10 protein-coding genes and 1 pseudogene are annotated in these 12831 nt (G+C 65.7%); 3 read left to right on the plus strand and 8 right to left on the minus strand.

What is annotated here, in order from left to right:
- Positions 1-26 precede the first annotated feature (26 nt).
- The gene (locus tag K0O64_RS17110; RefSeq protein ID WP_220045607.1) at positions 27-1607 is read left to right on the plus strand and encodes an FMN-binding glutamate synthase family protein; all 1581 of its coding nucleotides are present in this window, start codon (positions 27-29) and stop codon (positions 1605-1607) included.
- A gap of 100 nt (positions 1608-1707) precedes the next feature.
- Entirely contained in the window at positions 1708-3042 is a 1335-nt protein-coding gene (locus K0O64_RS17115) for an HNH endonuclease signature motif containing protein (protein WP_071943909.1), read from the plus strand.
- On the opposite strand, the gene fdxA is transcribed toward K0O64_RS17115, so the two are convergent.
- Positions 3039-3368, minus strand: coding sequence for a ferredoxin (fdxA, locus tag K0O64_RS17120; RefSeq protein WP_071943907.1), 330 nt, complete (start codon positions 3366-3368; stop codon positions 3039-3041). The two genes, K0O64_RS17115 and fdxA, sit on opposite strands and share 4 nt — an antisense overlap.
- Positions 3365-4933 (minus strand): phytoene desaturase family protein, encoded by a 1569-nt coding sequence (locus tag K0O64_RS17125; protein ID WP_096311627.1) that lies wholly within the window; start codon positions 4931-4933, stop codon positions 3365-3367. The genes fdxA and K0O64_RS17125 overlap by 4 nt, the downstream gene beginning before the upstream one ends.
- A gap of 79 nt (positions 4934-5012) precedes the next feature.
- On the opposite strand from K0O64_RS17125, the gene K0O64_RS17130 reads away from it, so the two are divergent.
- Positions 5013-5603: a TetR/AcrR family transcriptional regulator gene (locus K0O64_RS17130; protein WP_096311628.1), complete on the plus strand. Its 591-nt coding sequence runs from the start codon at positions 5013-5015 to the stop codon at positions 5601-5603.
- On the opposite strand, the gene K0O64_RS17135 is transcribed toward K0O64_RS17130, so the two are convergent.
- From K0O64_RS17135 to K0O64_RS17160, 6 genes and pseudogenes are all read right to left on the minus strand, one after another.
- A complete protein-coding gene (locus K0O64_RS17135; protein ID WP_096311629.1) occupies positions 5600-7045 on the minus strand; it encodes an MCE family protein in 1446 nt (481 codons plus the stop codon). The two genes, K0O64_RS17130 and K0O64_RS17135, sit on opposite strands and share 4 nt — an antisense overlap.
- Entirely contained in the window at positions 7045-8175 is a 1131-nt protein-coding gene (locus K0O64_RS17140) for an MCE family protein (RefSeq protein WP_425574826.1), read from the minus strand. Before K0O64_RS17140 ends, K0O64_RS17135 begins: the two co-directional genes overlap by 1 nt.
- Positions 8175-9416 carry an MCE family protein gene (locus K0O64_RS17145; protein ID WP_096311631.1) on the minus strand — a complete coding sequence of 414 codons (1242 nt, stop codon included), beginning with the start codon at positions 9414-9416 and terminating at the stop codon, positions 8175-8177. Before K0O64_RS17145 ends, K0O64_RS17140 begins: the two co-directional genes overlap by 1 nt.
- Positions 9413-10507, minus strand: coding sequence for an MCE family protein (locus tag K0O64_RS17150; RefSeq protein WP_096312892.1), 1095 nt, complete (start codon positions 10505-10507; stop codon positions 9413-9415). Before K0O64_RS17150 ends, K0O64_RS17145 begins: the two co-directional genes overlap by 4 nt.
- The gene (locus tag K0O64_RS17155) at positions 10507-11532 is read right to left on the minus strand and encodes an MCE family protein (protein ID WP_096311632.1); all 1026 of its coding nucleotides are present in this window, start codon (positions 11530-11532) and stop codon (positions 10507-10509) included. The genes K0O64_RS17150 and K0O64_RS17155 overlap by 1 nt, the downstream gene beginning before the upstream one ends.
- Positions 11532-12713 (minus strand): annotated as a pseudogene (locus K0O64_RS17160) (MCE family protein). Before K0O64_RS17160 ends, K0O64_RS17155 begins: the two are co-directional and overlap by 1 nt.
- Positions 12714-12831: the final 118 nt, after the last annotated feature.

The following is a 12831-nucleotide window of genomic DNA, read 5'->3' on the forward strand; positions in this document are numbered from 1 at the left end:
CAGGCATTTCACCCCGAGGAAGCCGGATGCTCAGAGCTCTCGCCGTCGCGGCCGTGTGGGTGGTCGCGCTGGCCGTCTCAGGACTCGCGTTCCTGTTCAGTCCATGGTGGTGGCTGCTCGCGGCGCCGCTCCTGGCGATCGCGGCGCTCGGAACGTGGGACCTGCTGCAGACCAGGCACACTCTGTTGCGGTCCTATCCCGTCCTCGCCCACGCGCGCTGGCTGGCCGAAGCCCTGCGGCCCGAGATCCGGCAGTACTTCATCGAGTCGAACACCGAGGCCAGCCCGTTCGACCGCGAGACTCGCGACATGGTCTACGAGCGGGCCAAGGCCACCAAGAGCGACGAGCCGTTCGGCACCGAGCGCGACGTCAACGCGCTGGGCTACGAATTCCTCCGCCACTCGCTGCGCGCCCGACTGGCCACCGACCTGACGCCGCGGGTGCGGCTCGGCGGCCCGGACTGCACCCGGCCCTACGACATAGCGCTGTTCAACGTCTCGGCGATGAGCTTCGGGGCGCTGTCGGGCAACGCGATCGAGGCACTCAACGGTGGCGCGGCCCTCGGTGGGTTCGCCCATGACACCGGCGAGGGTGGCATCAGTCCGTATCACCTCAAGCACGGCGGCGACCTGATCTGGGAGATCGGCTCCGGATATTTCGGGTGCCGCGACGCCGGTGGGCACTTCGATGCGGAGCTGTTCGAGGAGAAGGCCGGCTGGCCGACGGTCAAGGCCATCTCGATCAAGCTGTCCCAGGGCGCCAAGCCCGGTCTCGGCGGCGTGCTGCCCGGCGCGAAGGTCAGTGCCGAGATCGCGGCGACGCGCGGTGTGCCGATAGGACAGACGGTGGTCTCGCCGCCGTCGCACACCGCGTTTAGAACCCCGCTGGAGATGATGCATTTCATCGCGACGCTGCGCAGCCTGTCCGGCGGTAAGCCGATCGGATTCAAGCTGTGCATCGGCGCGCGCACCGAGTTTCTGTCGATCTGCAAGGCCATGCTGCACACCGGCATCACGCCGGACTTCATCATCGTCGACGGCTCCGAGGGCGGAACCGGTGCCGCCCCACAGGAATTCGAGGACCATGTCGGTATGCCGCTGACCGAGGGGCTGATGCTGGTCCACAACGCTCTCGTCGGCACCGGACTGCGGGGTTCCATCAAGATCGGGGCGTCGGGCAAGGTCGCCAGCGGCGTCGACATCGTCAGCCGCATCTGCCAGTGCGCGGATTTCACGATGTCCGCGCGGGCAATGATGTTCGCGGTCGGCTGTATTCAGGCGCTGAAGTGCAATACCAACAAGTGCCCGACCGGGGTCGCCACCCAGGACAAGGCCCGGGCCCGGGCGCTCTACGTTCCGGACAAGACTCAGCGGGTGGTCAACTTCCAGCGGGCCACGGTGGCCAGCGCCGCCCAGATCGTTGCGTCGATGGGCCTCAGCGGATTCGGCGAGCTCGAGCCGTCGATGCTGAATCGCCGGATCGAGGGTCAGCGCACCCGCACCTACGCCGAGATCTACGACTGGTTGATGCCCGGCGAACTGCTCGAGGATCCGCCGGAGTCGTGGCGCTCGGACTGGATCGAGGCGTCCGCCGAGGAGTTCCGCTAGCCGAATCATCAACGCGCTGAAGGTTATCCACAGTTTCGACTTCGTCCACAGATTTTCTGCTGGAACAGAATCTGTCGGTGGCCCGGCATAGGATTCGAACATGAGTTCGATCACCGCGGTGTTGGAGGCGCTCGACGATGTCGTCGAGTCTCTGGCCGCGGTCGATCTCGATGTCTTGGCTCCGCCTGAGCGGTTCGTGGTGTTGGAGCGGTTGGAGACGGCGCGACGGCGCCAGGTGGCGGTGTCGCATGCGCTGACCGCACGGCTGGAGCAGTTCGAGGGGTGCCCGCCGGTGCCGATCACGGTGGCCGATGTGTTGCGGGTGAGTCCACGGGAGGCCAAGCGGCGGATCCGGGACGCCGAACAGCTCGCGCCGCGGCGGGCGTTGACCGGGGAGCCGCTGCCGCCACTGCTGCCGGACACCTCCAGGGCCTGGCAGGCCGGACTGTTGGATGGCGAGCATCTGCGGGTGATTCAGAAGTTCTTCCGCGACCTACCCGTGCACGTCGCGCCGGTGGATATTGAGAACGCCGAACGGATGCTGGCGCAGAAGGCCGCGGTGCTGCGGCCCGATCAGTTGGAGAAGGTGGCGCTGCGGTTGGCGTTGCATCTGAACCCCGACGGGAAGTTCTCTGATGAGGATCGGGCGCGCAAGCGCGGCTTCGTCTGGTGCGGCGGGCAGGGCGTCGACGGTATGAGCGTCGGGAAGTTGGTCGCCGACCCGCAGTTGCGGTCCATGCTGGATGCGTGGTTCACCAAGTTCGCCGCACCCGGAGTGTGCAACCCGGCCGACCAAAGTCCCACCCTCACTCCGTCTGAGGAGGTGGCCGAGCGTGACCGGCGCAGCCATGGGCAGCGTCAGCATGATGCGTTGACGGCGTTGGTGCGCGGTCAACTCGGTGATCCGAAGTTGGGGCAGCACAACGGGTTACCCGTCACGGTGATCGCCTCGGCGACCCTGCAAGATCTGCAGGCCAAGACCGGGCACGCGGTCACCGCAACCGGCACCCTGCTGCCCATCCCCGACGTCATCCGGATGGCCAGCCACGCCTACCACTATCTCGCCCTGTTCGATGGCGTGAACGGGCAGGCGTTGTGGCTGGGCCGCACCAAACGCATCGCCTCGGCCGATCAGCGAATCATGCTGCACAACAAGGAACGTGGCTGCACCCGGCCCGGCTGTGATGCACCGGGATATCTCACCGAGGTCCACCACGTCGACGAATGGGCCGAGGGTGGCCTGACCAACATCGACAAACTCACCCTGGCTTGCCGAGCCGACCACCGACTCCTCGACCAGGGCTGGAAAACCCGCAAACTCGCCAACGGCGACACCGAATGGATACCGCCGCCACACCTACCGATGCTCATCGGCGGCACCAACACCTACCACCACCCCGAACGCTTCCTACCCAAAAGCGACGAAGGCACCTAGCCCGCCGCGGTATCCCTCCTCGGCAACTGGGACACCAGCGGTGCATCGAACGTCTGCTTGCCCAATCCGCGTGCGCCACCCGGTGACCCCAACTCAGCGAAGAAGTCCGCGTTGGCGGCCACGTAGGGCTGCCAGTCGTCGGTCGCGTCGTCGACGTAGATGATGGCCTCGACCGGGCAGACCGGCTCGCACGCCGCGCAGTCGACGCATTCGTCCGGATGGATGTAGAGCATCCGCTCCCCCTCATAGATGCAGTCGACCGGGCACTCGTCCACACATGCCTTGTCCCGGATGTCGACACAGGGCTCGCCGATGACGTAGGTCATGACGCCGCCAGGTCGTCGAGCGCGGCATAGGCCGCGTTGTATCCCGGGACGAAGGTGATGCCCGGTCCGCCGTGACAGCCGGCACCGCCGAGATAGAGGCCGTCGATGGGGATCGGGAGGTCGAGAAAGCCCTTGGGGCCAGGCCGATTCGGGCCCATCAGGTCCGGGTGGAGCAGCCCGTGACAGAAGTCGCCGTCGGGCGCGCCGAACATCGTCTGCATGTGATACGGCGCGAACGTGATGTGCCGAATCTGAATATCCCGGAAGTTCGGGGCGAATTTCGTGATCTTGTCGATCACCGTCTCCGCCATCTCGTGTTTGAGTCGACCGTGCTGTTCCCTGGGCGCCTCGACCGGGAACCCGTAGGCGTACGCACTCGCGGCGTGCTTGCCAGGCGGCGCCAGGCTCGGATCGGTGACGGACGGGATCTGCATGCCGAAAGACGGGTTGTCGGGAAGCATCCCGGCCCGGGCCATCTCCCACTGCCGTTGTTGCTCTTCGGGTGTGCCGAAGACACCAACGGACTGCTGCATGCCCGATTCGTTCAGCAGCTCGTAGGGTGCGGCGAATTCGGGCAATCCGTCCAGGGCGAAATGCATCTGGATGAAGGTGGCACGATGGTCTCGGCCGCTGAGGCGTTCCACCAGATTGCCCGGCAGGTGCTCGGTTCCGACCATGTCGACCAGCGTCAGATCCGGCGACAGGTTGGACACCACGACGGGCGTCTTCAGCACCGATCCGTCGCGCAGGCGGACACCGGTGACCCGCTCGTTCTCGACGAGGATCTGCTCAACTTTGGTGCGATACCGGATTTCCCCGCCCAGTTCGGTGAACAGGCGCTTCAGATGGTCGCAGACCGCACCGATGCCGCCTTCGAGCTTCGTCATCATCGTGGCGTCCGCGTCGGGAACACCCATCGCGAAGGCCAGACACGTGGCGCTGCCCGGGGTGAACGGGCCGCGGTAGGTCGAGTTGATCGCCAGGAACGCCAGCATGCCCCGGATCGGGGCGTACTTGTCCTTCTCCGGGAAGTTGCGGTCGATGACGTCCATGGCGCTGCCGAACAGCATTTCGTGGATGGCGCGACGCTCGGATTCGTTTGTCGCACAGGCGTACATCTCGTCGAGAGTTTTCGGTGGCGTCCGCGCCTCGAAGCGTCCGAGCGCGCGCGACGGCCCGGTGGTCCACTCGAGCATCTTCGCCATGCCCAGCACCGAATCGGCGCCGTGTTTCTCGGACAGATGCGTCATGTACTTCATCGGGTCGCTGTAGAGGATCATCGGATCCTCCCCGGCTTCACCGAGGTTCACCGATTGCACCTCGGCGTGGACCTGGGGAATCGTGTGCAGTTCCAAGGCGTTTGCGACTTCCGGCGCCGTAGGGAACTGGACGGACCCGGCGATCTCGTAACGGAACCCGTCGATCAACTCCACGGTCGCGGCCATACCGCCGGAGTAGGTGTTCTGCTCGAGAACCACCGTGCGTAAACCCTGGCGCTGCAGTATCACCGCCGCGGTCAGGCCGTTGTGGCCCGCCCCGACGACGATCGCGTCGTAATCACTCATTGCGCTTTTCTCCTCACTTGATGGGACCGATGTCACGACTGACATGATTTGATGAAAGCGATTGTGCGAAAATGGCGTTATGACGAACTTGCACGACCGGCGCAGGACCTCGACGCGGGAAGCGCTGCGTGAGGTGGCACTGGCGCGATTCGCCCGCGACGGTTTCGCCAACGTGACGGTGGCCCAACTCGCCGACGATGCGGGCGTCACCCAGCGCACGTTCTTCCGGCACTTCCCCACCAAAGAGGCGGTGCTGTTCCAGGACTACGAAACCCAACTCGAGTGGTTCGCAGAGGCGTTGTCACGGCGCCCGGCCAACGAGTCGCTCTTCGACGCGGTGCTCGGCAGCGTGGTGAGCTTCCCACATGACCTGGAAGTCGTTCGCCAGGCAGCGATCCTGCGCGCGACGCTGCTCGACGGGGAGCGCACGGCGGGCCACCTTCGGGTGGTTCAGGCGTCGTTCGCCGAAGTGCTGACCGACTTCGTCAAGCGCCGCCACACCGACCTGCCCGATGTCGACCTGATCGCTGAAGTGGCCGGCGCCGCGCTCGCGGCCGTGCTCGTCGCCGCCGTGGAACACTGGGGCCGGGATGGCTGCGCCACCGATCTGCGCGAAGTTGTCTCGACCAGCATCGATCTGGTGCGATCCGGTCTGGCTCCGTTGGCCTAACACGGCAACAGGTCTTTCCACGACGTCGGCACCTTGGGGGCGGCGCCGAGATCCGACTGCACGTACCGGTGCCCGTCGCCGGTGACGTAACTTCCGGTCGACGGGTTGTACGGGATCACCGCCACCGGCGGCCGGGTGCGGTCGGATCCGCTGAAGCCGCTCGGTGCCGTGCCGGCGTTGACTCTGCTGTCGGGCGGGACGCCCTGCGCCACCAGATTCGGGTCGAGCGGATAGGGGCCTACCGCGTGCTGACGGATCGCCGTCGGCACGAACGGCTGGTCACTGTCACACAACTCGACGGTCGGCGCACGTTTTCCGGGTTTGCCTGCGCATGGATAGTTTCGGGCGCCGCGAACAGCGATCGGCGAGTCCTGCGGCAGTTTGCAATACAGGCCGTCGGGGGTGTCGATCGTGGTGGTGTCGGCCGGGGAGCGCCACGATGACGGCGGCAGGAATCCGACGGTGCACGGCGGCGGATCACCCAGCGTGATTGCGAACTCCCCCACCGGCAGGCCCGTCGGGTTGTTGGTGGGCAATCCGAATGCCTGCGTGCTGGCGATCACCGGCGGCAGCAGCACGAGGAGCTGCTCGAGCGACGAGTTGTAGGTGACCAGGATTTGGCCGAGCGCGCTCAAGTTCGCCAACAACACCGGCAGGGTGGGCTTCACCTCATCGAGCAGCCGGGTGACTTCGTCCGCGGCGCCCGGTCCGGTGTTGAGAATGGCGCGCACCTGACTGTCGTCGTCGGCCACTGTCTGGGTGACATCGGCCAGGCCTCGCGCCCACGTCCGCAATGAATCCGTCGTCGCGACTTGGGAATCCAGCAGTGGCGTCACATCGTCGATCACCATCCGGGTGCGGTCACCGACGCCGCCGATCTTGCCGACGGCCGTGGCCGAGGAGTCGAGCAGCGATGACAGGTCGTAGCCCGCCCCGCGCAAACCCTTGTCCGACTCGTCGATCAGCGTGGCCAGCTTGTCGCCGGGAACGCTGTTGACGAGCGCGCTCACCGTGTCCAGCATCGGGCCGACCGCCTGGGGCAGGCTGATCTGCTGCGCCGGGATCACCGATCCGTCGCTCAGGTAGGGACCGGATGCGTTGTGTGGCCGCAGGTCCACGTATTGCTCGCCGATCGCCGAAGCGCTGCGCACCTCCGCGCGTACGTCGAGCGGTATTCTCGGCGACGTGTCCAGTGAAAGCGTGGCTTCCGCTCCGGTCTTGGTCAGCCGCAGAGCGGTCACCTTGCCGACCTGGACGCCGCGGTAGGTGACGTTCGAGAACCGATACAGACCCCCGCCGGCAGGCAGCTCCAGCGTGACGGTGATCTTGCCGATGCCCAGCAGGGTCGGAACCTGAATGAACAGCACGGTCATCAGTAGGAGACCGACAAGGGCGACGATGCCGAAAATCACCAGTTGGATGCGCACGAGGCGGGTCAGCATCAGCCACCTCCGCTCGGAGGGGGCGGTGGCGGATCCGCGATGCCGGTGCGCAGCGGGTCGTAGGTGTAGTTCAAATACCACGGATCCCCCGGCGCGGGAATCAGTTTCGCGTTCTCGTCACCCCACCGGGTACCAAGGAACAGGGTCCGCTTCAGCCGCGGAACCGTCAGGTCGGCGACTAGAAACATGTTGACGTAATCGCCGCGAACCGCGCGGTCGATGTAGTTCTGGCTGTACGGATAGGTGACCGCGAAGGCCAGCGCGGTGTCCAACTGGGGCCCGATGTCGGCCAGTGCTTTGAGCGTCGGCTCGAGGTTGTGCAGGTTGGTGACCAGGTCGCTCTGAGCATTGTCGATCAGATCGGTGGTCGACGCACTAAAGCGTCGTAGTTTGTCCAGCGCGGTGACGATTCGCGGGCGCTGCGCGATCAGCACGTCGAGGGCGGCCGGGACACGTTGCAGTGCACGGTCGATCACGTCGCGTTGCGCCGCAAGCGTTCCGGTGAACCGGTTGAGACCATCGATCAGGTCGATCAGATCACCGCGCTGACCGTCCAGCGCACCGACGAATTCGTCCAAGCGGTGCAACAGATCTCGCACCTGCTGCTGACGGCCCGACAGCGCTGAATTGGCATTGCGGATCACGTCGCCGATCTGTCCCAGCCCGCCGCCGTTGACCACCGCCGACAGCGTGGACAACGTCCGTTCGGTGGACGGGTAGGTCGACGACCGGCTCAGTGGGATCGTCGCACCCGCCTCGAGCCGGCCACGGGGTGCCTCGCCGAGGGGCGGATCGAGTTCCAGATGCATGGAGCCCAGCAGGCTGGTCTGCCCGACGGTGGCGAGCGCGTTGGCGGGCACAACCACGTCGGGGCGGAGGAACACCTCGACGTCGGCATGCCAGTTTCTCAGCCGCATCGGACCCACGGTGCCGACCACGACGTCATCAACCAGAACCGGTGAATTGGATTCCAGCATGCCGACATTGGCCAGCTCGATGTGGTAGACAGCAGAGCCGCTTCGGTTCTCGGTGCCCGGCAGCGGAAGCGAGTTCAACCCTCGGAAGGCGCATCCCGACGTACCGGAGGCGATGACCATGACCGCGGTGAGGGCCGCCACCCGACGCCACATCATGAGCCGGGGGCTCCCGAGTAGGCCGAGACCGCGGGCGGTGTCTCGGGCGGGCCCGGGGCCGGGCCCGCGCCCCCGGGAGCCAGGGCTGGATCGGAGTAGAGCAGATTCTCCGGCGACGGCGCCTTCATCAGGTACGGGCTCATCGGGAACGGCACCAGGTTGAAGCTGAGGAGGCGCATTGCCGGGCCGAGATATTGGGCGCACAGCTTGCCCGTTTCCGGCGCGGTGGCGTTCTCGATGGCCCCGAGTTGCCCGCAGATGAACTGGACGGGATTGCTGAAATCGTTGAACACGATCGATCCGATGTTGTCACCGGTATCGGGGTTGTAGACGTTGTAGTAGTTGGCGAATGCGTTGGGCGCGACGTGCAGTAGCTGTTCGACACTCTTGCGGTTGTCGGCCAGATTGCGGGTGACCTCCGTCAGACGCTGGATCTGTTCGACGGTGAGCTCGCGGCTCTGCCCGACGAAGCGTTGCGCGTCGACCGTCGCGGTGGCCAGATCATGCAGCGCGGCGTCGAGATCGCCCGTGTTCTCGCCGAGCGTGCCCGTCAGCGAGGCGAGCCGTTGCTCGAAGTCGACGATCGCGCCGCTGCTGTCGCGCAGCGTGGTCACCAGGTTCTGCAGGCCCTTGACGATGTCGACGATGTTGCCGCTGCCATCGGCGACGATGCGCGCGACCGCCGACAGTTGTGCCAGCATCTGACGTAGCTTGACGCCATTGCCGCCCATGGCGTCAGCGGTGTCGTCAATCAGTCGCGCCAGCGCTGGCCGCGCCGTCTCGGTACTGGGCCCCAAATCCCTTGACAGAAGCATCAACTGGGTCTTCACGTCGTCCCATTCGACGGGAACGGCGGTCCGTTCGACGGGGATCACCGCGCCGGATGTCATGGTAGGGCCGCTGTCCCGGTAGGCCGGTGTCAGCTGAAGGTACCGGGCTGCGACGAGGTTCTGCGCGACGATGACCGCGTCGGCGCCGGCCGGGATGGCGACCCCCGGGTCGATGGCGAGCACCATTTTGACCTGACCACCGAGGGGCTCGATGGAGTCGATCTTCCCGACCTTGACCCCGGACACCCGAACCTCATCACCGGGGTAGATCGCCGTGGCGGCGGTGAAGTACGCGGTGATGGTCGTGGTGGGATAGAGCGCGTGGCGAACCACGAATGCCGTGCTCGCCGCACACAACGCAACGAGTACCGCGGCGGTGGCGGCGACGGTCCTGGTGCGCGCGCTCACCGTTGCCCCTCCGGTGGGTGGGGCGGAATTGCGTTGTATGGGAAGGGAAATTCGGCCCGCGGCCCTGCGGTGTCGGGCGGCTGTCCCGCGTCGACACCGCGGCGGAAGCCGAACGCGTAGTCGAAGAACGGTTGGAGAAACTCCGCGGGTATCACGTTGGCCGTGTAGGCCTGGTAGTAGAACCCGCTGGAAACGGCCTCCCCCATGGTGATCTCGTACTTGGCGAGGCCGGGCAGAGCCTTGGCGATGTTGTCACTGTTCTTCTGCAACACAGCCGTCACCGAGTTGAGCTTCTGCAGGGTGGGCGCGAGCTTGTCTTCGTTGTCGTGAACCAGCCCGGACAGCCCTCTGCTCACTGCCGAGGTGTTGGCCAGCAGATCGGCGATCGCCTGGCGCCGTTGCGCCAGCACCGAGACCAGGTCGGCGCCATTGAGGATCAGCGCGTTGACCTGCTGGCGACGATCGGACAGCACTCCCGCCAAATCGGCTGCGCTGCGCAGGAGTTCACGCAGAGTGTCGTTACGACTGTTCATCGATTGCGGCAGCCGGGTCAGCCCATCCAAGGTGGGTCCCAGTTGCGGCGCCATCGCATCGACCGTGTCCGACAAGGTCTGCAGAGACTGGTTCAACGATGCGGTGTCGATCCCCGCGGCGTTGGCGGTGAGATCGCCGACCGCATCGGTCAGCACGTAAGGCGATGACGTGCGTGAAAGAGGAATCGGATCTGCGGGTTTCTGCGTGCCGGCGCCCGCCGGAACAAGTGTCACGATGCGCGCCCCCAGCACCGTTCCGGTCTTGATGTGCGCAGTTGTCTGCGAGCCCAGATGCACCGTGCCGTCGACGGTGAACGTGACCAACGCATCCCCGCGCAACAGCGATACATCCGAGACGGTGCCAACCTTGATCCCGGAAACCAGAACGTCGTTGCCCGTCACCAGACCACCGGCCTCGGGAAACACCGCCTGGTATCTCACCTGCGTCGCCCACGACGTCAACCGCTGCGGCGCCAGTCCGACGAGCACGACGAGAACGGCCACCGAGACACCGATGAATCCGGCTCGAATGAGCGATGCGCCACGGTATTTCACCATCACGGCTCGGCGCACCTCCCGCCGGTCTGCTTGATCCACGGGAAGACCGCGGTACGGCCCTCCAGGTCGGTCACCCGCACCGACATGCCGCACACGTACATGGCGATAAAACTGCCGTAGGCCCCGAGGCGGGTGAGCTTGCGGTAGTTGTCCGGGGCCTTCGCCAGTGCGCGATCCAGTCTTTCCTTGTCCTGGTCCAGAAGTGGGGCCAGCCGGCTGAGCTCGTTGACTGCCCCGGCCAGCGGTGGGCGCGCGCTGGCGAGCAGGCCGGCCAATGACGCGGTGCCCGCGTCGAGAGCGTCGATCGCCGCACCCACCGGATCGCGGTCGCCGGCGAAACCCGTGATCAGCTTCTCGACGCGGTCGAGCGCCGTCGAGAAACGGTCCCCCTCGCTGGTCAGCGACGACAGCACGACATTCAGGTTCTCGATGAGTTCCCGGATGACGCCGTCGTTGTCGGCCAGCGCGTTGGTGAACGACGAGGTCTTGGCGAACAGCGATTCGACGGTGCCGCCCTCGCCCTGGAGGATGTGCACCAGCGCGGAAGTGAGGGCGTTGACGTCCTGTGGGCTGAGGCTGGCGATCACGGGTTTGAGCCCGCTGAGGAGCAGGTCGAGATCCAGTGCCGGTTGGGTCCGATCGACGGGGATCTGCGAACCCGCCGGCATGACCGCTGCGGATCCCGGTGCGTCCACCAACTCCAGGTAGCGGTCGCCGACCAGGTTGAGGTAGCGCACAGCCGCTTTCGTCGCGGTGGTGAGCACGACGTCGCGGTCGGCCTCGAAGGTCACCAGGGCCGTGGTGTCCGCACGCAGTGTCACCGTGTCGACCGTGCCGATCCGGATACCGGCCGCGCGCACACTGTCACCCGGTTTGAGCCGCGACGCATCGGCGAACACCGCGGAGTATCCATTCGAGCGGCCTGTTCGGTACTGGGCGAACGTCATGAACAAGAACACCGTCGCTGACATCGTCACCACGGCGAACACCGTGAACTTGAGCCCGATGGCGCGCAATGACTTCATCAGCCCGGCTGCCCGATCTGTGCGGAGTTGCGCGGCGGCCCGTCGAGCGGGCCGTACAGCAATTGCTTGAGGCCGTCGGAGTTCAGCAACACTCCCTGGTTGCCATACTGGGCCGGGTTGGCACCTACATCGGTCACCAGGAACGGCGGCTTGGCGCTGGGGGCCACGCGCGGCAATCCTTGGTCGGCGCAATGGGGTCCACCGGTCGCGGCGACCTTGGGCAGATTGGCGGGATAGCGATACCGTTCCAAGCCCAGGGTGAAGCTCACCGAGACGACCGCGCCGGGATCAGGTTGAGGTGGCGCCAAGGCGATCGGTATCAGTCCGGCCAGCGCGCAGTTCAGGGCTTCGTGGTAACGGTTAGTCAGATCGGTGGTGGGCACCAACAGGCGTAGGACATCGGTCAACGCCTGGCCGTTGCCATCGACCACCTCGGATCCGACATCGGCGAGTCCGATCACGCTGAGCAGCAACGCATTCAGTTCGTCCTGCCGGTCGACGATCGTCGTGCTGATCCGCGTGGCGTTTTCGGCGGTCCGGATCAGATCCGGTGCGGCGTCGGCGTACGCCCTGGCCGCGACATTCGCGGCGACGATGTCGTGCCGCATGGTGTCGAGGCTGGGTTCCAGTTGTGCCAGCAGTGCGTCGAAATCCGAGAACATCTGACCCAGGCGTTCTCCCCGCCCGTTCATCGCAGTGGCGAGGGCACCGAGGATGTCATTGAGCTTCTCCGGCTGCACTTTTGACAGCACGGAGGTGAGTTACTGAAAGACGGTGTTGATCTCGACGGTCACGTTGGTCGCGTCGATGACCTGACCGGCGCGCAGCGGCTGCGCCGACGGATGCTCCGGTGGGGTGAGTTCGACGAGCTTGGCGCCGAAGACCGTCGGAGACGCGATGTCGACCCCGACATTGTCCGGGATCAGCGGCAATTCGGTGGGGTCGATCGAAAGATGAAGGACCGCTTGACCGTTCGGTCGTTGCTCGATCGCTGAGACCGTGCCGACCTGGACGGCCCGCATCTTCACCTTGGCCCCGGCATTCATCACCAGGCCGGCGCGGGGCGAGAGCACGGTGATGGGGACGCCGGAGGTCACGTCGCCGCGGAACATCACGACGGCGCCGCCGACGATTGCGGCCAGCAGGACCACGGACGCCACGCCGACCGCGGGGCGGATCACGCCTCGCCACGTCGACGTCGCGTCGCGCTGAGTCACCTCGACACCCTCCCTGGCTTCGGGAGAATTCGTACCACACACATGTCATAACTGACTAGATTTATGTCATAACTGACGCTGT

The organism is Mycolicibacterium pallens (genome assembly GCF_019456675.1).
Taxonomy (GTDB): domain Bacteria; phylum Actinomycetota; class Actinomycetes; order Mycobacteriales; family Mycobacteriaceae; genus Mycobacterium; species Mycobacterium crocinum.